The organism is Microbacterium sp. NPDC055910 (assembly GCF_042271185.1).
GTDB lineage: Bacteria > Actinomycetota > Actinomycetes > Actinomycetales > Microbacteriaceae > Microbacterium.
In genome coordinates this window covers 1-21310 of sequence record NZ_JBHJZS010000042.1, presented here as the reverse complement: position 1 = coordinate 21310, position 21310 = coordinate 1, and the positions used below count along the sequence as shown (strand labels likewise).

Annotated in this window: 20 protein-coding genes and 1 pseudogene; 5 read left to right on the top strand and 16 right to left on the bottom strand. The window is 71.1% G+C overall.

What is annotated here, in order from left to right; genetic code table 11:
• Window positions 1-243: 243 nt before the first annotated feature.
• The 4 genes from ACFC3F_RS13835 to ACFC3F_RS13820 are packed head-to-tail and all read right to left on the bottom strand — an operon-like array spanning window position 244 to window position 5544.
• Window positions 244-2733 carry a CHAT domain-containing protein gene (locus tag ACFC3F_RS13835; protein ID WP_376130847.1) on the bottom strand — a complete coding sequence of 830 codons (2490 nt, stop codon included), beginning with the start codon at window positions 2731-2733 and terminating at the stop codon, window positions 244-246.
• Window positions 2734-2770: 37 nt separating this feature from the next.
• Window positions 2771-4447, bottom strand: coding sequence for a S8 family serine peptidase (locus ACFC3F_RS13830; RefSeq protein WP_376130844.1), 1677 nt, complete (start codon window positions 4445-4447; stop codon window positions 2771-2773).
• A gap of 19 nt (window positions 4448-4466) precedes the next feature.
• Window positions 4467-4937 carry a hypothetical protein gene (locus ACFC3F_RS13825; protein WP_376130841.1) on the bottom strand — a complete coding sequence of 157 codons (471 nt, stop codon included), beginning with the start codon at window positions 4935-4937 and terminating at the stop codon, window positions 4467-4469.
• Entirely contained in the window at window positions 4927-5544 is a 618-nt protein-coding gene (locus tag ACFC3F_RS13820) for an RNA polymerase sigma factor (protein WP_376130838.1), read from the bottom strand. Before ACFC3F_RS13820 ends, ACFC3F_RS13825 begins: the two co-directional genes overlap by 11 nt.
• Window positions 5545-5743: 199 nt before the next feature.
• On the opposite strand from ACFC3F_RS13820, the gene ACFC3F_RS13815 reads away from it, so the two are divergent.
• Window positions 5744-6484: a GMP synthase gene (locus ACFC3F_RS13815; RefSeq protein WP_376130835.1), complete on the top strand. Its 741-nt coding sequence runs from the start codon at window positions 5744-5746 to the stop codon at window positions 6482-6484.
• 1 nt (window position 6485) lies between these two features.
• On the opposite strand, the gene ACFC3F_RS13810 is transcribed toward ACFC3F_RS13815, so the two are convergent.
• The 6 genes from ACFC3F_RS13810 to ACFC3F_RS13785 all read right to left on the bottom strand — a co-directional run bounded on the left by ACFC3F_RS13810 (window position 6486) and on the right by ACFC3F_RS13785 (window position 11739).
• Entirely contained in the window at window positions 6486-7292 is an 807-nt protein-coding gene (locus tag ACFC3F_RS13810) for a tryptophan-rich sensory protein (protein ID WP_376130832.1), read from the bottom strand.
• Window positions 7293-7346: 54 nt separating this feature from the next.
• Entirely contained in the window at window positions 7347-7832 is a 486-nt protein-coding gene (locus ACFC3F_RS13805) for a glutaminase (RefSeq protein WP_376130829.1), read from the bottom strand.
• Window positions 7829-9028 (bottom strand): cation:proton antiporter, encoded by a 1200-nt coding sequence (locus tag ACFC3F_RS13800; RefSeq protein WP_376130826.1) that lies wholly within the window; start codon window positions 9026-9028, stop codon window positions 7829-7831. The genes ACFC3F_RS13805 and ACFC3F_RS13800 overlap by 4 nt, the downstream gene beginning before the upstream one ends.
• Before the next feature lie 28 nt (window positions 9029-9056).
• Window positions 9057-9926, bottom strand: a complete 870-nt coding sequence (locus ACFC3F_RS13795) for a class II glutamine amidotransferase (protein ID WP_376130823.1) — start codon at window positions 9924-9926, stop codon at window positions 9057-9059.
• 1 nt (window position 9927) lies between these two features.
• The gene (locus tag ACFC3F_RS13790; RefSeq protein ID WP_376130820.1) at window positions 9928-10764 is read right to left on the bottom strand and encodes a MarC family protein; all 837 of its coding nucleotides are present in this window, start codon (window positions 10762-10764) and stop codon (window positions 9928-9930) included.
• A gap of 162 nt (window positions 10765-10926) precedes the next feature.
• The gene (locus tag ACFC3F_RS13785) at window positions 10927-11739 is read right to left on the bottom strand and encodes a transposase (protein WP_376130817.1); all 813 of its coding nucleotides are present in this window, start codon (window positions 11737-11739) and stop codon (window positions 10927-10929) included.
• A gap of 153 nt (window positions 11740-11892) precedes the next feature.
• On the opposite strand from ACFC3F_RS13785, the gene ACFC3F_RS13780 reads away from it, so the two are divergent.
• A complete protein-coding gene (locus ACFC3F_RS13780; protein WP_376130850.1) occupies window positions 11893-12504 on the top strand; it encodes a MarC family protein in 612 nt (203 codons plus the stop codon).
• A 27-nt stretch (window positions 12505-12531) separates the two neighbouring features.
• Here the strand turns inward: ACFC3F_RS13780 and ACFC3F_RS13775 are convergent, their stop codons facing one another.
• Window positions 12532-14100 (bottom strand): SLC13 family permease, encoded by a 1569-nt coding sequence (locus ACFC3F_RS13775; RefSeq protein WP_376130814.1) that lies wholly within the window; start codon window positions 14098-14100, stop codon window positions 12532-12534.
• A 240-nt stretch (window positions 14101-14340) separates the two neighbouring features.
• On the opposite strand from ACFC3F_RS13775, the gene ACFC3F_RS13770 reads away from it, so the two are divergent.
• Entirely contained in the window at window positions 14341-15954 is a 1614-nt protein-coding gene (locus ACFC3F_RS13770) for an L-lactate permease (RefSeq protein ID WP_376130811.1), read from the top strand.
• A 380-nt stretch (window positions 15955-16334) separates the two neighbouring features.
• Here ACFC3F_RS13770 and ACFC3F_RS13765 read toward each other — a convergent pair whose 3' ends face one another.
• Window positions 16335-17495 (bottom strand): cystathionine gamma-synthase, encoded by a 1161-nt coding sequence (locus tag ACFC3F_RS13765; RefSeq protein ID WP_376130808.1) that lies wholly within the window; start codon window positions 17493-17495, stop codon window positions 16335-16337.
• A 14-nt stretch (window positions 17496-17509) separates the two neighbouring features.
• Window positions 17510-18517, bottom strand: a pseudogene (locus ACFC3F_RS13760) (PLP-dependent cysteine synthase family protein); the annotation flags it as partial.
• 229 nt (window positions 18518-18746) lie between these two features.
• Here ACFC3F_RS13760 and ACFC3F_RS13755 point away from each other — a divergent pair.
• Window positions 18747-19211: a CinA family protein gene (locus ACFC3F_RS13755; protein WP_376130805.1), complete on the top strand. Its 465-nt coding sequence runs from the start codon at window positions 18747-18749 to the stop codon at window positions 19209-19211.
• Window positions 19212-19214: 3 nt separating this feature from the next.
• Here ACFC3F_RS13755 and ACFC3F_RS13750 read toward each other — a convergent pair whose 3' ends face one another.
• From ACFC3F_RS13750 to ACFC3F_RS13740, 3 genes are all read right to left on the bottom strand, one after another.
• Entirely contained in the window at window positions 19215-20096 is an 882-nt protein-coding gene (locus ACFC3F_RS13750; RefSeq protein WP_376130802.1) for an SDR family oxidoreductase, read from the bottom strand.
• A gap of 68 nt (window positions 20097-20164) precedes the next feature.
• Window positions 20165-20485 (bottom strand): ATP-dependent DNA ligase, encoded by a 321-nt coding sequence (locus tag ACFC3F_RS13745; RefSeq protein ID WP_376130799.1) that lies wholly within the window; start codon window positions 20483-20485, stop codon window positions 20165-20167.
• 24 nt (window positions 20486-20509) lie between these two features.
• Complete coding sequence (locus tag ACFC3F_RS13740; protein ID WP_376130796.1) at window positions 20510-20785, bottom strand: hypothetical protein; 276 nt, start codon at window positions 20783-20785, stop codon at window positions 20510-20512.
• A gap of 163 nt (window positions 20786-20948) precedes the next feature.
• Between ACFC3F_RS13740 and ACFC3F_RS13735 the strand changes: the two genes are divergently transcribed.
• Complete coding sequence (locus ACFC3F_RS13735; protein ID WP_376130793.1) at window positions 20949-21281, top strand: hypothetical protein; 333 nt, start codon at window positions 20949-20951, stop codon at window positions 21279-21281.
• The last annotated feature ends 29 nt before the right edge of the window (window positions 21282-21310 follow it).

Genomic DNA, 21310 nt, shown 5'->3' with positions numbered 1-21310 from the left:
GGGTTCACCCGCTGTCTCGGCGTGCCGTTGCAGTCTCGCGGTCAAGTGATCCGGGGGATGTCGCGAGCGGATCCGAACCGCGACATCCCCCGACGGATCGGCCTCCGACGACACGCACGAACGTGCGCCCCAGTGTCTTCGGTGCCCCCGACGACGAGAACCCCTGCGTCTCGTCGGCATAGACCGTCCGCTATGAGAAGAGCACCCTCATGTCGCGCTGATACATGCCGCCGAGAAAATTTCTCAGAATCCCGTCCCGTGCACTTGGAAGGGCGCGAGGATGCCGGTGCGCGACGTCGCCGACGCGAGCGCCGCCGAGGGTGTCTCACCCGCCGCGAGGCCCGCGTGCATCGCGCCGAGCACCTCGCACGCGACGTCGTCGGCGACGGCGACGGGAGCCGCGACGACGGCCCGCGCGCCGGCGTGCAGCCAGACACGCGTCATGCCGACCGCCTCCTCCCCCCAGCGCACCGTCGAGCGGCCGACTTCGCACGCCGACAGCACGACCGTCTGCGGCACGTCCGGGATGAGGTCGACGTCGTAGCCGAACAGGGTGCCGTCGGCGAGCTCGAGACCCGAGAAGAGGGGATGGTCGGCGGCATGCCGGCCATGCGCGGCGATGTGCAGCACGTCGGCGGTCGTCGCCGACGCCGTGACGGCGGCGACCGTCGCTTCGGCGCCGTGCAGCACGACGTGCTCGCCCCACGTGCCGGCGGCGGTGAGGACCTCTTCGTCACCGCGCGCGACGCGCGGACCGGCGGCGAACACGGCCCGCGCCGCGCGGCGAGGGCGCGCCGCCGACTCGGCCACCCAGCGCGACGCCGAAGGCGCGATCGTGAGGGCGCGCCCCCGCATGGCGGGCAGCATCGTCCAGGGAATCCCGGCCAACAGCCCGGGCGCCGTCAGCACGACGCGCGCCGGATCCCGTGCACCGGCCAATGCCCGCCCGACGGTCTCGTGCGAGAGCTGCTCGAGTCGCCCGGCGAGCGCCTGCTGCACGACGGCCGCCATGGGGCCCGATCGCACCGCCGCCGAGACGTCGAGGTCGGCGCGCAGACCTTCGATCGCGGTCCGCACGCGCGATGCGTCGATGTCGACGAGCCGGGCCGAATCGCGATCGACGACGAGAGCGACGAACGCCCGCCCGTCGAAGACGAACGAGATGAGCACGGTGTCCTCGTCGAGGGCCGCCTGCGCGCGGCCCAGCGTGACGCGGTCGTGCACGGCGGCCGTGCGCGTTCGGGCCCACTGCCGTTCCCGCGCGCGAGCGCGCAGCACGTCGACGCGCGCATCGGTCAGCCAATCGCCGTCCGGGTCCGCGAGACGGATGCGGCGCAGCTCTTCGAGCTCGGACGCCAGCACGGGATCGGGCGGCGGTCGCAGCGGCACGACCTGCGTGTGCAGGTGTCGCGAACGCTCGGACCACTCGAACACGATGTCGGGTCGACCCGATCGCAACGCCGACGCGAGCCCCGTCATCATGAGGCCGAGCCCCTGCCGCGCGATCGAGCCGGACTGCTCGAGGCTCGCCCCGAGCCGCTGCGACTGTTCGAGCAGGTCGATGCCCTGCGCCGCGCGCCGTCGCGCGTCACTCTCGCGACCCGCGCGCCGGGCGCGCTCGGCGGCGACTTCGTGCGACAGCATCGCGATGTCCAGCGGTGTGCCGGCGCGCAGGCGCGGACCGCGGATGCCGGGGTCCCCACCACGTCGCAGCGCGTCCAGCGCCGCGGTCAGGCGCAGCGCGGCGGCGTCGTGCGGAAACCCGTGCGTCTCGAGCGCCTCGACGACCGCCGCGACGGCGACCGGGGACGGGGGACGACCGGGCGTCAGCGGCGTCCCCGCGCGGTCGAGCCGACCGTGCGACAGCCGGGCGCGCAGCCGGATCCCGTCGGCACGCGCCGCCCAGGCGTGACTGCCCTGCCCTCGGAACCGGCGCGCCGATGCGTGCGCGACGGCCGCCGCGCGCGCCGGATCGTGATCGAGCAGCGAGCGGGCGAGCTGGTATTCGGCACGAGCGCGCTCGCCGGGCGCGCGGTGCCGGCCGAGGACATGCACGACGTTCGCGAGCGCGTGCTCCGCCTCGGTCTGCAACCCCGCGTCGCGCAGGACCTCGGCGTGGTCGAGCTCATTGACGGCCGCCCAGAAGTCGGACTCCCCGTCGAGCGGCTCGCGGACGGACTGCATGAGCGACAGCGCCGTCACGAGGTCGCCCGAGAGCATCGCGACATAGCCGCGGTTGTGCACCGCCTGCTCGGCTTCCAGCGCGCGACCTGCCGCCCGGTAGGCGGCTTCGGCCCAGTGCAGATCGTCGGCGGCGGCCTCCCACCGTCCTCGCTGCATGTCCGCGACGCTGCGGTTCATCCGCATGTTGGCCGAGCGCACGGGGTCGCCGTCGAGGGCGTCGATCGCGTCGGTGAGCCAGGAGACGGCGCTGTCCAGCGCGCCTCGCTCGAGCTCGAGCGCACCCATCTGTCCCGCGAGGATCGCGCGGGTGTCCTCGCCGAGGTCGGTGCGCGCGATCGCCTGGCGGCACAGCGCGACGCCGCCGTCCACATCTCCGAGTCGCGCGAGCAGGTACGCCGTCGTGCCGGTCACCCTGGCCTGCACGTCGCTGTCGCCGTCGCGCGCGGCCGCGGCCGCGGCATCCGCCAGCACCGCCCGGGCCGCGGTGTACCGGCCCGCGTTGACGAGCTCGACACCGCGCGCGGAGAGGTCTTCGGCGCTCGCGGTCACCTTCACATGATGGCCCGTCGCGGCGGGCCGCGCATCGTCAGGGCTCGATGCGCGAGCCGTCCTCGGCCGCGATCTCGGCGAGCGCCTTCCCGACGATGTCGCGTGGCTTGTGCGCGGAGTTCGCCATGAGCCCGGGCACGAGCGCCGTCGCGATGCGGGCCGCGACGTAGGGCGCGGCGAACGAGGTGCCGCTCCAGATCGCGTATCCCGCCGAGTAGTCGTCGGGGTCGAGGCTCTGCCGCCGGCGACCGAGCAGGTCGGCGCTCGACCCCGATTGCACGCCGCCCATCAGGGCGGGGAAGGCGCTGAGCACCGAAGTGCCGCGTCCGTAGGCGTTCACCCACGGGCCGATGTTGCTGTACAGCGCGACCGACGTGCGCTGCGGATTGAGCGCCCCCACCGCGAGGTGCCGCGCGAGCCCCTTCTTCTCGGTGATGCCGAGATCGGTGTCGCCCCAGCCGTAGAGCGCCGCGGGAAAGGTCGGGCGGTCGGTCGCGTCGTTGCCCGCCGAGCACACGACGATGACCCCGAGCGCGCGCAGGCGCCGCAGCGCGTCATAGAGCCGCAGTGAGAACAGGCCGTCCTCGGGGGTCTCGTGGTAGTAGCCGAGCGACAGGTTGACCACGTCGAGCGGATTGCTCTCGGCCCACACCGCGAGCTCTTCGACCGCGTCGATGAGTTCGCTCTCGAGCACCGTGCCGTTGCTGTCGGCGACCCGGATCGAGACGAGATCGGCCTCGGGGCACACCTGCCGCAGGATGCCGGCGACGAACGTGCCGTGGCCGGCCGCGTCGTCGAGGTAGCCGTCGCGCGGACCGGTCTGATCGCCGTACACCTCGGGGTCGGTGAGCGGGTCCTCGACGCCGATCACCTCGCCCGGGCGCGTGGGCGACGGCACACGTCGCCGGACGATGTCGCCGGATCCGGTCTCGGGCGGCAGCCACGGGTCGTGCACGCCGCATCCCGTGTCGAAGTACGCGATGACGGGGCGGCGCCCGCCGCGGGCGAGCGGCCGGGTGCGCACGGGTGCCGGGCCGATGTAATCGACGACCTCGAGGCCGCCCGTGCCCGGATAGGCGTATCCGTCGGTGCCCGAGGGGTTCGTCTTGCCGTGCGGATTGGTCTTGCCGTGCGGGTTCGTCTTGCCGTGCGGGTTGAGTCCGATCGGCGCGACCGAGAGCACGTGGTCCAGACCCGTGCGGCGCAGGGCCGCGTCGCCCGTGATGGCGTCGCGCTCGGACTCGGCGGTCCGCTCCCGCACCGAGCGATCGAGGGATCGGGATGCCGCGAGCGAGATGCGGCGCTTCGCGTCGGCCAGCTGCGGGTCCTCGTCGCGCTTTCCTCGCTTCTTGCGGCGCGGCTCGAGCGCACGTCGGCGCGCGTGCTGCAGAAGCCGCCACGCGTCGATCGGCGGCACGGGCTCGTCGTCGCGCTGCGGGTTGGGCGCCTGCACGATGCGGGCCCGCGTGAGCTGCTCGCCGTTCTTGCGGATGGTCTCGAGCTCGACGTCCCAGCCGAGCTCGGCGGCGGCCTCCCGCAGCACCGCGTGCGCGTCGCCGGGCTCGCCCGAAATGATCAGGTGCCCCGCGGCGTACACCGTGCCGAAGGCCGGGATCCCAGGAACCGGATCGCGCCGCGGATCCAGCGCGACACCGCGAGGCAGCGCGGCCGCCTCACGCTCCCGCCAGGACCGGAAGCCGGGGTCGTCCGCCATGAGCACGCCTTTCGTCGGGTCAGACCTCGAACTGCGGGGTCTGGAAGTCGCGGATGTCGCCCGCGGCATCCTTCACCGCGAGCCGCAGCCGCCAGAGGCCGGCGGCGACGTCGGCGAAGGCGAACCGTCCGTGCTCGCTCGACTGCGCCGTCTCCTCGTGTCCATCCTGGACCAACCGCACGGCGAGTGCGGGAACGTCGACCCAGCCGTCGATGCGGCGGGTCTGCCCGGCCGCCTTGGTGACGTGCAGCAGCACGGTCGTCGTGCCGTCGCTGAACTGCAGCGTCGAGGCGTCGCTCCCGGTGCGCACGGCTGCGGGCTCCGACGCCTCGACGAGGGTCAGCAGCGCGTACTCGTGCGACAGGTCCTCGACCGCGACGGCCGCGACCATGCGGTCGACGAGGTCGGCCGGTGCGGGATCGACGGCCTCCCACACGCCGCGCAGTCGTGCGAACAGTGCCGCGTCCGCGGCGAGATCCTCAGTTGCCATGACGGCCCTCTCCCCATCCTTCGCCCTCGAGCTTCTTGCGGAGCTTGCCGAGGCACCGCTGTCGGGTCGGCCCGATCGATCCGACCGGCATCGACAGGTCCTCGGCGATGCGCGCGTAGTCGGGGCGCTCCTCGAACGCCACGACGCGCAGCAGCCGGCGACATCGCTCATCGAGCGAGCCGACGCCCGCCCACAGCCGGCGGGTCTCGTCGTCGCGCACGGCCGTGCGCTCGGCGGATTCCCCCGTCGGCAGGTGCGGTTCGAGGGTGTCGGCATCGGTGGCATCCGCTCGTCTGTGCAGTCTGCTCACCCGCCATGCTTCGCGGCGCGCGCACATCGTCAGCCAGCCGGCGACGGCGCGCGGCTGCGTGATCGTCGTGTGACGGCGCACGAGCGTGAGCCAGGCCGTCTGCACGACGTCTTCGGCGAGCGTGCGTTCGAGGCCGTACGCACGCACGACGTGCCACAGCACCGGTGTCATGAGGCGCACGAGATCGTCCATGGCGCGACGATCGCCCGCCCGCCACCTCTCGAAGAGGTCGGCGGCGCGCTCCCAGCGACTCGGCTCGGTCGAAGGGGCGGATGCCTCGGAGCCGGTGTGCGTCATGACGCCCATTGTGTCCACACCGATCCAGAGCACGAAACCCCGAGTCTGATACATCGGTCCGAGCAGCGCGGAACGGGGTTCTCTATACCGGGATGCGCAGCACGCTCACGTGCAGGACTGTTCAGGGTCGCGCCGCAGCACCGTGCGGCGACACAGCGACCGACTCGCAACCCCGCACGGGTCGACCTAGACTCGCGCCATGACGACCGCCCCTCTGCTCTATGTCTGCGTGCGGCCGCAGCGCGAGGCCGCCGAGGCCGAGTACGAGTCGTTCCGGGCCGGGGCACGGCTCGATGTCGACGGCATCGACTCGCACGACCTCGTCGGGGCGCCCCTGCCCGGTGACGCCCTCGAGCGCTACAGCGGGTTCGTCGTCGGCGGCAGTCCGTTCAGCGTGACCGACCCCGAATCGACGAAGCCCGACACGCAGCTGCGCGTCGAGCGCGAACTCGCCGAGCTCGCGCAGGCCACACTCGAGGGCCGCACCGCGTCGCTGTTCACGTGCTACGGGATCGGCATCGTGACGCGGCTCCTCGGCGGCGAAGTCAGCCGCGCACACCCCGAAGACACCGGCCCCACGGTCGTCGAGCTCACCGATGACGGCGCGACGGACCCCCTCTTCGGCGGCCTCGCGCACCGGTTCACGGCGCTCACGGCGCACAAGGAGGGCGCCGGTGTCGCCCCTCCGGGGGCGGTCCTGCTCGCGACGAACGAGGCCTGCCCCGTGCAGGCGTACCGCGTCGGCGACAACCTCTATGCGACGCAGTTCCACCCCGAACTCACCCCGCGCGCGCTCGTGGATCGCATGGCGGTGTACCGCGACGACGGCTACTTCGACACCGACGACTACGACGTCGTCGCGGGGCGCGTGCTGGCGGCATCCGTCACCGAGCCCCCGCGTCTCTTGCGCGCGTTCGCGAAACGGTTCGGGCCGGCCTGATTCAGGCCTCGGCGTTGCGGGCGCCGACGACGCGGCTGGCGAGCGTCGCGACCACCGGTACGAGGATCACGAGGACGCCGACGATGATCGCCGTCACACCGATCGCGGTGTCGCGTGGTTCGAGCGCGAGTCGGTTGTAGGCGACCCACCCCAGGCCCCACGCGAGGGCGAGACCGGGGGACACATGCCAACCCGACCGCCACGCGACGGCGAGCCCGATCAGCCCGACGACGATCACGACGGCGACCCCGATGGGCGTTCCGGCATCAGCCCACTCGGCCGGCCCCTCTTCGGTGAGCCAGGCCGACACGTTGGCCACCGTCGCGAGCGACACCCACCCCAGATGCAGCCCCACGCTCAGGTCGGTCAGGAACGAATCGAGGAAGCCTTCGGCGGGATAGGCCACCGTGCGCTGGAAGGCGATGCACAGCACGATGAGCAGCGCGACGATGCCGATGACGCTCACGAGCAGCGTCGTATACAGGGCGAGCAGAATCCAGACGCCGTTGAGCACGGCCGACAGCGCGATCCACCAACCGATGGCACGCTGCCTCTCGCGCGTGCGCTGGTTCGGCAGCGCCTGCCAGATCGCGTACCCGATCATCAGCACGTAGATGGCGCTCCAGATCGCGAACGCCGTCGAGGCGGGGGTGAGCAGCGTCGCGTCGGAATCGAGCGCGCCGCCCTGCGCGTCTTCGACCGGGGTGTCGCCGATCAGCCCCCTGCCGGCGAGCGAGGAGATGACCATGAACACGGTCGCGGAGATGACGGCGATCTGGCGGGTGAGGTCCTTCGACGAAGCGGCCATCCTGCGACCGTACGGAATCCCGCGCGTGCGGTCAGGGGCTTGACACGTGGCGAGTCACCCATCGAGCGGGTGGTCGAGCAGCAGCGCGATGCGGTCATCGAGGTAGCCCTGCAGCGGCGTGTAGCCGCCGGAGGCGCTCCACTTCACGCTCGGCACGCCATCGACGATCGCGAGAGGGCCGGAGGCCCCACCCGTATCGACGGCGACAGGATCCAGCATCCGCCAGCCGATGTGCACGGTCGCGCCCTCGGCGAATCCACCGCGGCGGGCGGCCGCGGCCAGGGCTGCGCGGCGGCGCTGCGCTTCGGCCGTGAATCCGCGGCGCACCTCTTCGCGCGCCCGCAGGATGTCGCCGACGGCATACACCGCGTCCTCTGACAGCAGCAGCACGCCCACGCGCCATGCCGAACCCCGCGGCACGATCCGCGGCGCCCGAGCGATCCCGAGGATGCGGCGCGGGTGGACCTGTTCGCCGAGCCCTTCGCGCGGGGCATCCGCCAGCCGCCGGCGCGCGTCGGCGAGGATCGCCGCGACGCTCACGCTTCGACCTCGGACGGAACGACGGTCTCTTCGGGCTGCGGGCGACGCAGCGCCATGGCGACGAGGGGGAACACGAGCACCGAGAGCATGCCGGCGCCGACGAGCACCGATGCCGCGGCCGACGTGAGCACGCCCTCGGCGACGCCGATCGCGGTCACGGCGACGATGATCGGCAGTCCCGTCGCACCGAGGAGGCCCAGGGCGACGCGGTCGCGGCGGGACGACCCGTCCGGCGCCGCGAACATCGACGGGATGCCGCGGACGATGACGAGCACGAGAGCGGTGACCGGCACGGCGGCGAGCAGCAGGGGCTCGGCGAGCAGAGCATCGAGGTCGAACGTGATGCCGGTGTAGATGAAGAAGATCGGGATGAGGAAGCCGAAGGCGACCCCCTCGACCTTGCTCTCGACCGCCTCGCGGTCGGCGGGCGCGGCATCGCGCATCATGAGACGCCACACGATGCCCGCGGCGAATGCGCCCAGGAGCATGTCGAGGTCGAGCACGATGCTCAACACGACGAGGGCGGCGAGCACGAGGAAGACCAACCGGATCGCGAACTGTCCCGACGTGTGCAGGGTGGCGTTCACGGCGCGGTGCATCGCTCCGACGGGCACACGGAACGCGAGCCAGATCGCCGCGCCCGCGACGACGGCGAAGAGGGCGAGGACCACGGTCGACAGCCCCGGGTCGCGTCCGCCGAGGAAGATCGAGATCGCCACGAGCGGCCCGAACTCGCCCACGGCTCCCACCGCGCCCACCGCCCGGCCGAACGGCGTGCGCAGCTCGCGCGCATCGCGCAGGATCGGAAGGATCGTGCCGAGCGCGGTCGAGCACAGTGCGACGCCGATGATGACGGCGGCTTCGCCGGGCGCGATCATCCAGCCGAGGCCGATGCCGGCGGCGAGGCTCACGAGCCAGCCGACGCCCGCCGTGCGGCCGCCGCGACCGCGGAAGGACGCGACGTCGATCTCGGTCCCCGCGACGAAGAACAGCATCGCGACGCCGAACTGCGCGAGGGTGTCGACGAACGCCGACGGCTGCGCCCAGCCGAGCAGGCTCGGACCGACCGCGATGCCGAGCACGAGCTCGAACACGACGATGGGGATGCGCACCCAGCGGTGCAGCCCTCGGGCGAGGATCGGAGCCAGCACAGCGAGCAGCGGGATCACCAGCAGCGTCGGCTCGAGATCGTCCACGGCATCACATTAGCGATGCCGTGTCCGCTCAGACGACGAGCGGTGAGAACCGCGGCGGCGCGCCTCGCGTGAAGACGCCGACAGTCGCCTCGGGCACCTCCTGCCAGTGCCGCCTGCTCCAGTGCAGCTCGAGCGGTTCGGAGACGACGATCTGAGCGTCGGCGGGCAGCGGCTCGACGACACCCGTGGCCACGTGCAGCGTCTCCGGCCCGACGCTGTGGAAGAGCGAGGGAGCCGGCCCCGCGTCGGGGCTCGTCCACCGCAGCACGACGAGCCGATCACCGTCGGACGCGCACATCGTGGCGTGGAACGGCTCCGCGATGCCGTGCTCTTTCCGCGCCCGCTCGACGCGACCGACCATGCGGGTGAGCGCGGCGACCGGGTCGGCGGCGAGGCCGTAGGTGAGAGCGAGGAAGAAGCACACCTCGCTGTCGGTCGTGCCGAGCAGACGGGGGTATAGACCGGGATCGATCTCGAACGTCAGCTCACGGCGCACCTGATCGAACCCGCTGATCTCGCCGTTGTGCTGGAACATCCACCCGTCGTGCACGAACGGATGCGTGTTCTGCTCCGAGATGGTGCCGCCGGGCGCCGCGCGGACATGGGCCAGGAAGCATCCCGACTCGATGTGGGCGGCGAGGTCCCTGAGGTTGCGGCTGTCCCACGCCGGCGTGATCTGGCGGTACTGACCGAGCGCGCCGCCGCGGCCCGACCACGCGATACCGAACCCGTCTCCGTTGGTCGGAAACGCCCGGCGGCGGAACTGCGATGCCATCGCGGCGCCCGGCAGGTACAGCTCGCGCGCGAGCAGGCTCTGGTCGATGAGCGAGTGGTCGGGTTTGACGAGCACGTCTTCGAGGGCGACGGGCGTTCCCAGATAGGCCAACCAGCGGCACATGTCAGCTCGCCGCCCCGGCCAGACCCGGCAACAGCTTCACGAGGCCCGCGGCCATGATCTCGAACGCGAGCACGATGACGATGAGACCGACCAGGCGCAGCAGGATGTTCATGCCGAACGTGCCCAGCACGGCCCGGATCGGAGTAGCGAGCAGGAAGACGACGAACGCGATCCCGACGTTCGCCGTGAGCGCCAGCAGCACCGTCAGCGAGGGGTTGTCGGCCGTCGCGATCAGGATCGTCGACATGAAGCCGGGTCCGAGGATCATCGGCACCGCGAACGGGAACATGAGCGTCAGGAACGCGGCTCGCCGGCCCGCGGCGGACTCCTCGCTCGTGGGCGGCGGCGGCGCCCATCCCGCGACCGCCTGCGTCACGGCCGTCGAAACGGCGTCCGGCCCGCCCTTGACCGCGTTCGTCGCGAGTGAGGATGCGGCATCCGTCGATGATGCGTGCACGGATGCCGCGGCGTGCACGGCCGTGTGTCCGCGCTTGACGAGGTCGTGGACGACCCGCCACAGGCTGCGCCCCGCCTTCTTCGTGTCGTCGGCGTGCGTGTTCATCATCGCGATGCCCGAGAGCAGGATGACGAAACCGCCGCCGACCCGCAGTCCCGCGATGTCGATCCCGAAGAAGCCGAGCACGGCGTTGCCCGCGTACAGCACGATGACGCCGCCGACCCAGACCGTCGCGACCGTCAGCACGGCGCCCAGCAGCTTCTGCTGCCATGTCGTGAGCGGCGCGGTGTAGCCGAGGAAGAACGGGATGCCGGAGAAGGGATTGGCGATCGCGAACATCGCACCGAAGACCGCGACGAAGCCGACGATATGGGAGTCCATGGTTCCTCCTGCCCGTGCCGATGCACGTGAGCACCAGCATGGCGGCCCGGCGGGGCGCAGCCCGGCACCGGCGCCGCGGACACGCGGATCTGGCACGGATCGTCTCACCCTCACCGCCCGGACGTGCCGCGGATCGGGGCACCCGATGCCCGCTGAGGCGGTTCAGGTGAGCGCTTCGCGCGCGGCATCCGCCTTCTTCTCGGCCGCGCGGGCCTGCTCGGCCGCGGCGGCGTGCTCCGCGTCGCGGAGGCGCAGCTGCTCGTCGGCGGCTTCGGCGTCGGCCTCGAGCCGGTGCAGGTCACGCCGCAGGTCTTCGATGCGCTCGGACAGGTGATCGACGCGCTCCTGCGCCTTCTCGCGCTGTGCGGCGGCACGGCGGAGCTCCCGATCCGCCTCGCCCGCGAGCCGCTCGGCCTCGCGCGCGGCTTTCTCCGCCGCCTTGCGGGCACGGCGCTCGGCGAGGTCGTCGCGAGGCGCCGGCTGCGGGACACCGGCGAGCGACCCGCCGACAGCGCCCGCGAGGTCGCCGATCGCGCCCGCCTCGAGCGGCTTCACGAGGCGTCCCGTCAGAACGGCCGAAGCTGCGGCAGCATCCATGATCGCGGCATTGATGGTCTTCTCGATGTCGTCGCGTGCTGCGGCGCTGACGGCCGTCGCGGCCCGTTCGGCGAGGCGCACGGCCTCTCCCGCGAGGGCGGCGACGAGCGCGCGGCGCTGGCGGCCGAGCTTCGCGAGCTCCGCCGCGTCGAGGTCGTCCTGCGCGTCGCGCAGTGCGGCCGACAGCTCGACCGCTTCGGCGAGCTGCCCGTCGTGAACGAGCAGGTTGACCGCCCACGCCGCGACCGTGGGCTTGCGCAGCGCCTTCACCGACCTCGCGTGCGGCCCCGTCGCGCGTGCGTTGCGGGCCGCGGTGAACTCGTCCGGCGGCAGGACGTACAGCTCCGCCGCGATGTCGTCGACGTCATCGGCTCCCACACCCCCATTCTGCGTCCTGGACCGTGCGACTGCAGGACGGTGCCGCCGCGATCGGGCCGTGCCGAGTTCGAGCGGATCCTGCGCCGCGTGCTGTTGGAGGCGTGGACGCGACTCGGAGCGCCTCGCTAGGGTGATCGGCGACGAGAGGACCGGATCATCGACGAGACCGCGCTCATCACGGCCGGGGTTGCGCTGTTCACCATCTGCAATCCGGTCGGGACTCTGCCCGTCTTCCTGAGCGTCACCGAGGGCATGACGGTCGCGAAGCAGCGGAGGGTCGCGCTGATGACGGGGGTCGGCGTGTTCTCCGTGCTCGCCGTCTCGCTCGTGCTCGGCTCGCTCATCCTGCAGTTCTTCGGCATCAACGTGCCCTCGCTCAAGATCGCGGGATTCCTCTTCGTCTCGACGATCGCCTGGGCGATGATGACCAGAAGCGGGTCGATCCTGCCGAAGCAGAACGACGGCGATCCCGCGATCGTTCCCCTCGCGATGCCGGTCGTCGCCGGCCCCGGCGCGATCGCCCTCGTCATCGCGTTCGCGAAGGACAACCCCGCCCTGCTCGACTACCTGTGGGGGCTGCTCATCGTGCTGGTGTCGGCCGTCGCGACGGCGATCATCTACTTTTTCGGCCCCTACCTGGCCAAAGCGCTCGGCCCCGCGGGCATGGACATCTTCCAGAAGCTCTTCGGCCTCATCCTGCTCGCGATCTGCGTCGAGCAGATCCTGACCGCGATGCCGAAGATCTGGCCGGGGCTGGGCGGCTGACCGACGGATGCCGCGGCGCGACCGGCGTCAGAAGGGCCACACGAGCGGCACGTAGAGCACCGCGACCACGAGGAACAGCACGACCAGCGGCAGCCCGAGCTTCCAGTAGTCGCCGAAGCGGTAGCCGCCCGGCTCCATCACCATGAGGTTGACCGGCGTCGCGATCGGCGTGAGGAACGCCGCCGCGCCGGCGACCGTGAGCGCCATCATGAACGGCTGCACCGAAACGTCGAGCGTCGCGGCGATCGATACGGCGACGGGCGCGACGATGAGCACCGTCGCGGTGTTGCTGATGAGCTGGCCGAGCACGACGGTCACCAGGCACAGGGCGAGCAGCGCCACCTGCGCGCCGCCGTCGCCGATCACCCCGAGCAGGCCGCCCGCGATCAGGTCCGCGGCGCCGGTCTGGATGAACGCCGTCGCGAGCGGGATCATGCCGGCGATGAGCACGATCGTCGTCCAGGGGATCGCCTGATAGGCCTGCGCGACCGGAACCGTGCGCGTGACCACCAGGACGCAGGCCGCGATCAGGGCGACGGCGGCGGGCGGCACGAGTCCCGTCGCCAGGGCGACGACCATCGCCGCGAGCACGGCGAGGGCCACCGGGGCGCGTCTGCCCAGCGGCACCGAGCGTCGCAGCCGGGCGGGCGCGTCGACGGGGATGATGGATGCCGCCGGCGACTCGGTGTGGCGCGCGAGGTCGTCCCACGTGCCCTGCAGCAAGAGGGCGTCCCCGGCTTGCACGACGATGTCCTGTCCGGTCAGATGCTCCGTGCCCCGCCGCGCCGCGAGCAGCACGAGGTCGCCGCTCGGGGTCGCCATGCCGGTGCACAGGCGCGCGCCGATGAGCGGAGAGCGCGGCGGCACGACGACCTCGGTCACGCCGTTGACCGGCCCCAGCATCGTGCCGGTGTCCAGGGTGACGTCGTACTGCGCGCGCAGCAGCCGCGCATGCCGGGCCAGGTCGGTCGGCATGAGCGCGCCGTTGCGCGAGGGCAGCAGCCGCGAGCCGAACAATCCGATGATGATGAGGGTGCCCGCCAGCAGCGGCAGCCCGACCAGCGCGAACTCGAAGTAGCCGAACCGGCGTCCTCCGCTGTCTGCGGCGATCGACGAGACGATGACGTTCACCGGCGTCCCCGTCAGGAGCAGCATCGATCCGGCATGCGACGCGAAAGCGAGCGGCATGAGCAGCTGCGAGGTCGGGATGCCGGCACGCGCGGCGACGACCACCACGAGCGGCAGCAGGGCGGCGACGGCCCCGTTGAGGCTGATGAACGCCGTGAGCACGGCGACGAGCACACCGACGACGAGCAGAAGCCGTCGGCGTCCTGTGCCCGCCCGGCCCATCACCACCTGACCCGCCCACGCCGTCACCCCCGTCGCATCCAACGACTCGCTCACGACGAACAGCGCCGCGATGAAGAGCACGATCGGGTCGCCGAATCCGGCCAGCGCCTGCGGAAGCGTGAGGACGCCCGTGAAGAACAGTGCGAGCGACACCCCGATCGCCACGACGCCGAGGGGAACCCGGTTGCTGACGAACCCGATGACCGCGAGCACGAGGATGACGAGCGTTGCGACGACGGGGTCCACGCGACCGAGCGTACTCACGCGGCCCGCGGTGCGGCAGGTGTGCGACGGGCAGAACCGGGTGTGACGGAAGCCGCCTCACACCGTGCACGGAGCGGCAGAGAGAGCGGGCTTCCTGCACACGGCACGGGAGGACGGCGTCGGAACGTCGTGTTTGCGCCTGACTTCGTCCCGTCTCCCCCCGCTGGCGGCGCCGCCGCTAGCGTGGCGGTCAGCGCTGACCGTCCAGAGCAGGAGCCGCCCATGTGGATGCAGTCGATCGACCCGACCGGACAGCTCTGGCTGTCCGCCCTGCTCGCCGTCGCCCCGATCCTCGTGTTCCTGGTGTGCCTCGTCGTGTTCAAGCTGAAGGGCATCACCGCCGGGCTCATCGCCGTCGCCCTGCAGGTGCTCGTCGCCCTGTGGCCGTTCGGGATGCCGGTCGGCTCGATCGCTGGCGCGGGGCTGCTCGGCATCCTCACGGCCGTGTGGCCCATCGCGTACATCATCGTGATGGCGGTGTGGCTCTACAAGCTGGCCGTCGCGAGCGGTCGCTTCGAGGTCATCCGCGCGAGCATCTCGGGCATCTCCCCCGACCAGCGGATCCAGGTGCTGCTGATCAGCTTCTGCTTCGGCGCGTTCCTCGAGGGTGCGGCGGGCTTCGGCGTGCCGATCGCGATCTGCGCGGCGCTGCTGGTTCAGCTGGGGTTCGGCCCGATCAAGGCGGCGATGCTGTCGCTCGTCGCGAATGTGGCGGCCGGTGCGTACGGTGCGATCGGCATCCCGGTGATCGTCGGTGCGCAGGTCGGCGAGGTCGAGCTGATGGACCTCACGCTCGACATGGTGGTCGTGCTGCAACTGCTGACCTTCGCCGTGCCGTTCATCCTCGTCATGATCCTCGACGGGTGGCGCGGCATCCGTGAAACCTGGCCGGCGACGCTCGGAGTGAGCGCGGTGTACAGCGGCACGCAGGCCGGCATCCTGATCTTCCTCGGCCCCGAGCTCGCCGACATCGTGCCGGGTCTGCTCGGGATGGTCGCGATCTTCGCGATCGGCCGCGCGTGGCAGCCCAAGCGCATCTACCGCGAGGACGGGGGCGAGCCGCCCGCCATCGAGAAGCACGAGTTCGGCGACGTCGTCGTCGCCTGGAGCCCGTTCTACATCCTCACGGGGGTGATCTTCGTGTGGAGCATCCCGTGGTTCAAGTCGCTCTTCGCCGCGGACGGGCCGTTGTCCTGGCTCGTGGTGAACGTGCCGATCCCCGGCATCACGGGCGTCGTGCGTCCCGAAGGCGCCGAGGCTGCGGTGACGACGACCTGGGCGCTCACGCCGATCAATGCGACGGGCACGGCGATCCTCATCGCGGTGCTCATCACCTTCTTCACGACACCGCAGCTGTCGGCGTCTCAGCTCGGCGCGCAGTTCGCCGCGACGGTGCGCGAGCTGTGGCGGCCGATCGTGCTCATCGCGCTCATCCTGATCGTCGCGAACATCGCGAACTATTCGGGCGGTTCGGCCTCGATCGGCAACGCGCTCGCGGCGGTGGGCATGCTGTTTCCGCTCTTCGCGCCGATCATCGGGTGGTTCGGCGTCTTCATCACCGGCTCGGTCGTCAACAACAACACCCTGTTCGCGCACCTGCAGACCATCACCGCCGAGCGGATCGACGTCGACTCGACGCTGCTGGTCGCCGCGAACACCGCCGGCGGCACGGTCGCGAAGGTCGTCTCACCGCAGTCGATCGCGATCGCGGCGGGTGCTGTCGGCCTGACCGGACGCGAGGGCGACATCCTGCGCGCATCCGTCAAGTACAGCCTCGGCATGCTCGCCTTCATCTGCGTGTGGGTGTTCGCCCTCTCGCTCGTGCTGCCGCGCTGACCGGCAGCATCCGCCCGCCCCGTTCCCACCCGTCCACTTGCGGCCTTTGTCACCGACACGCCGAAAGATCTCCGCACAAGGCGCAAGTCAACGGGCGGAGGGAGGTGGTGGCGGTGGTGGAGCAGCATCCGCCCGCCCCATTCCCCCTCGTCCACTTGCGGCTTGTGTCGCCGACACGCCGGAACATCTCCGCACAAGGCGCAAGTCAACGGACGGAGGGAAGTGGTGGCGGTGGTGGCGGTGGTGGTTGGAGCAGCATCCGCCCGCCCCGTTCCCCACCCGCCCACTTGCGGCCTCTGTCGCCGACACGCCGAAAGATCTCAGCACAAGGCGCAAGTCAACGGGCGGCGGGGGCGGGGGGGACGGCGGGGCGCGGAGGGTCAGAGGGTGGCGAGAGCGCGGTCGAGGTCGGCGATCAGGTCGTCGACCGACTCGATGCCCACCGACAGGCGCACGAGGTCCTCGGGCACCGCGAGCTCGGTGCCGCGCACCGACGCGTGGGTCATCGCGTCGGGGTAGTTCATGAGCGACTCGACGCCGCCGAGCGACTCGGCGAGCGTGAACAGGCTCGTCGACTCGGCGAAACGACGGGCCGTCGCGGCATCGGCGAGCGAGAGCGAGACGATGCCCCCGAAGCTCGACATCTGGCGGGCGGCGAGCTCGTGACCGGGGTGCGATGTCAGCCCCGGGTAGTACACGCGCTGCACCTTCGGGTGGGCCTCGAGATGCTCCGCAATCGCCTGGGCGTTCTGGCTGTGCCGCTGCATGCGCACATCGAGCGTCTTGATGCCACGGGTCGTGAGCCAGGCATCCATCGGGCCCGAGACGGCCCCGGCGGCGAACTGCACGAACTGCACCTCGCCGGCGAGGTCCTCGTCGGCGAAGACGAGTGCGCCCCCGACGACGTCGGAGTGCCCGCCGATGTACTTCGTCGTCGAGTGCACGACGACGTCGGCACCGAGGGCGAGCGGCTGCTGCAGGGCGGGGGAGGCGAAGGTGTTGTCGACGACGACGAGGGCGCCGGCGGCGTGACCGAGCCGCGCGAGCTCGGCGACGTCGCTGATCTTGAGGAGCGGGTTGCTCGGCGTCTCCACCCACAGGATGCGGGCGGGCCGCTCGACGAGCGCCGCTTCGACTGCTGCCAGGTCGCTCATCTCGACGACGCGCACGCCGACGCCCCATGCGCCGAAGATGCGGGCGATCAGGCGGTAGGTGCCGCCGTAGACGTCGTTGCCCATGAGCACCTCGTCGCCGGGCTTGAGGATGGCGCGCAGCAGGGCGTCTTCGGCGGCGAGGCCCGACGCGAACGACAGGGCGCGCGGGCCGCCCTCGAGGGCTGCCAGCTGGGTTTCGAGCGCGGTGCGCGTCGGGTTGGCGGCGCGACCGTACTCGTAGCCGCCGCGCAGTCCGCCGATGCCGTCCTGGGCGTACGTCGTCGAGAAGTGCAGCGGCGGGATGACCGCGCCCGTGGCCTCGTCGAACGCCTGGCCGGCGTGCACTGCACGCGTGGCGAATCCGGTGTTGTCGGTGTGGTCGGTCATGCGGGTTCTCCTTCGGAGGGGGTCGACGCTTCGGAGGGGGTCGAAGCTTCGGAGGGGGTCGAGGCGGTGACGTCGAAGCCGCGCTCGCGCATCCACCCGTCGTCGAAGACCTTGCTGAGATAGCCGCGCCCGTGATCGGGCAGCAGCACGACCACGACGGCGTCGGCGGGCAGGTCGCGCGCGACGCGCAGCGCCCCGACGACCGCCATGCCGCTCGAACCGCCCACGAACAGCCCCTCTTCGCGCACGAGGCGTCGGGTCATCGCGAACGCCTCGGCGTCGTCGACGCGCTCGATCTCGTGGGCCACGGTCGTGTCATACGTCTCGGGCCAGAAGTCCTCGCCGACGCCCTCGATGAGGTAGCCGTGCAGCGGACCTCCCGAGTAGATCGACCCCGCCGGGTCGACGCCGATGACGCGCACGGCGTCGTCGGAGACATCGCGCAGGTACCGTCCCGTGCCCGAGATCGTGCCGCCCGTTCCGATGCCGGCGACGAAGTGCGTCACGCGACCCTCGGTGTCGCGCCAGATCTCCGGGCCCGTCGTCTCGTAGTGACCGCGCGGTCCGTTCTGGTTGGCGAACTGGTTGGGCTTGAAGGCGCCGGGGATCTCACGCGCGAGCCGGTCCGAGACGCTGTAGTACGAGCGGGGGTCCTCGGGAGGCACGTTCGTCTCGGTCACGACGACCTCGGCACCGTAGGCCCGCAGCACGGCGACCTTCTCGCCGTCGAACTTGTCGGGCACGACGAAGACCATGCGGTAGCCGCGTTCGAGCGCGATGAGCGCGAGCCCGACTCCCGTGTTCCCGCTCGTCGGCTCGACGATCGTGCCGCCGGGACGGAGCTGCCCGTCACGTTCCGCCGCATTGATGATGTTGCGGGCGATGCGGTCCTTCGCCGAGCCGCCGGGGTTGAAGTACTCGACCTTGGCCAGCACGGTGGCCGCGATGCCGTCGGTGACGCGGGTGAGTTGGACGAGAGGGGTGTTGCCGACGAGGTCGGCGACGCTGCGGGCGTATCGCACGGATGGATTCCTCGGTTGAGCGCGGGTCGCGCGGGCTGAAGGGGTCGACTGAGGCGAGCGCGAAGCGCTCAGCGACAACAGCGACAGGTCAGCACGTGATCCACGGTACCCCACTTGCGGGGAGGCCGCTCGGGTGTGTCAGAGGTGCACGGCCCCGTGCGCGGGGAAAGGGGTTGCCACCGGCATCCGTCTCGCGATAGTCACGAAGTCACGCATGCGAAGGAGAGGGATGCCGCACATCGATCGCTTGTCGAGGCTCGCCCGCGACCGGGGGGTCACCCTCGCCGTCGCCGAATCGCTCACCAGCGGAAAGCTCGCCGGCACCGTCGGCGCGGGCGAGAACGCCTCGGAGTGGTTCGCAGGCGGCGTCGTGGCGTACTTCACGTCCGTCAAGGAGTCCGTGCTGGGCGTCGAGCCGGGCGTCGACCCGTGCTCGGGCGCGTGCGCCGAGCAGCTGGCGCGCGGCGTCCAGCAACTCATGGATGCCGACATCGCCGTGTCGACGACGGGGGTGGGCGGCCCCGACATCGACGGCGGGCACCCGCCGGGGACCGTGCACATCGGCTGGGCCACGCGCGACGACGTAGGGAGCCTCGCGCTGAAGCTGCCGGGCGATCCCGCCGCCGTGCTCGAGGCGACGGTCGACCGTGCGGTCGAGGCGCTCACGCGGCTCGTCGCCGGTGAGCGCCCCTGACCCTTACAGCGGCTTTCCGCCTGTGACGGGCAGCACGGCGCCGGAGACGTAGGACGCATCCTCGGACGCGAGGTAGACGTACGCGCCCGCGAGCTCGGCGGGCTGACCCGCGCGGCCCAGGGGCGTGTCCTGCCCGAACGACGCGAGCCGGTCGGCGTCCCAGCCCGTCGCGGGGATGAGCGGCGTCCAGACGGGGCCGGGCGCGACGGCGTTGACGCGCACGCCCTTCGGGCCGAGCTCTTCGGCGAGCGCCTTCACGAACGCGACCTGCGCCGCCTTCGTCATGGCGTAGTCGATGAGCGAGGGCGAGGGCACGAACGCCTGGATCGACGAGGTGACGATGATCGACGCGCCGGGCTCGAGGTGCGGCACGGCGGCGCGAGCCGTGAACATCAGGCCGTACAGGTTCGTGCGGAAGACCCGATCCATCTCGGCCGTCTCGAGCGTCGCCAGGCTCTCCCGGTCCTTCTGGTAACCGGCGTTGAGCACGACGATGTCCAGACCCCCGAGAGCGCTGATCGTGTCATCGACGATGGATGCCGCGAACTCCTCCTCGCGCCCGTCACCTGCCAGGCTCGTGCCGGTACGACCCTCGGCGGTGATCAGCCGGACGGTCTCGTCGGCGTCCTTCTGCTCTTCGGGAAGGTGCGAGATCGCCACGTCGGCTCCCTCCCGCGCGAACGCGATCGCGACGGCGCGGCCGATCCCCGAGTCTCCGCCCGTAATGAGCGCGCGGCGTCCCTCGAGCCGTCCCGAGCCCCGATAGGAGTCCTCCCCGTGGTCCGGGGCCGGTGTCGTCTCGTCGGTCAGGCCCGGCTGCTTCTGCTCCTGGGCGGGGAAGCCCTCTTCGCGGTGCTTGTCGCGCGGGTCGTTGATGGATGCCATGAGATCTCCTTTCGCGGAGCTCTCAGGCTAGGCACGCGCCCCGAGAGGCGGCATCCCCTTGACAGGACTCACTCCTCGGGAGGGAGGGGCTCCTCTTCGGGGGGTTCGGGAGTGATGGTCAGCCCGTTGGGCCCGCTCGCCGACTTCATGAGATCTTCGACCCAGAACCGGTTGATGCGCGGCTGGCGCGTTCCGTAGAACTGGATCTGAAGCGGGATCGACGGGTGGATCCAGAAGCTGCGCCGGCCCGTGCCGTCGTTGAGGTCGACATCGAACATGAAGGGCTCCGACCGGCGGAGCTTGTTCATGATGACGATCCGAAGGTGCGCGAGTGTGCGGTCCTCGAGTTCGATCGAGTTGCCCGCCGTGTCGTAGATGAACCTGCCCACGACGCGAGCCTACCCCGCCGCGGGTCAGAGGAAGTCCGCGAGCCGGCGCTGCAGATCGTCGACCGCTTCGGAGGCGCCGTCCAGGCCCGCCGGCATGACGTCTGGGGCGTCGAGCACGACGAGGTGCGTGCTCGGGCCGAGCACGACGGCCGCTTTCGCGGCGCGGCCTTCGACCACGGCGGGAAAGCGAACGGTGTCCGAGCGGTGGTACTGGTTCAGCACCGTCACATAGGCCAGCGCCGCATCGGCGATCGCATCCGTCGTCAGAAAGCGCGTGCCGTTGATCAGCAGGTCTTTCATTCGCGCTCACCTCGATGATGGTCCGTACCGGGTCGGATCGGCCCGCAGTCAGTCAAGCCAGAGTGACACCGGCACCGTCCGCGGCGCACCCCGTTGACGCGATCAAGGGCGTTTGATAGCCGCGTGACGTGCTCGTCGAGCGGCGACCCGATACGCTGATGCCGTGGGCACGATCTACTACGGCGGTTCCGAGCCGATCGACATCGAAGACCGTGCGCTCGCGCACCTGAAGATCGTCATCGCGACGAAGCTGCGGCGAGGCGAGAGCTTCACGCTGTCGTGGAAGCACCCCGACGATCAGCCCGGCGGGCGCTCGACCATCTGGCTGCATCCGTCGATCCCGCTCCGCTTCACGTTCGACGAGCCCGAAGCACCCGAGCTGAGCCGCGAATGGCTCGAAGAGCTCGCCAGCTCGGCGCACTCGTCGGGCGGCATCATGCTCATCTCCGAGCACTTCGACACCGGCGCCGTCGAGGTTCCCCCCGTCGAGCAGTAGGTCTCGAGTCGCCGGCCGCGCCGTCACGA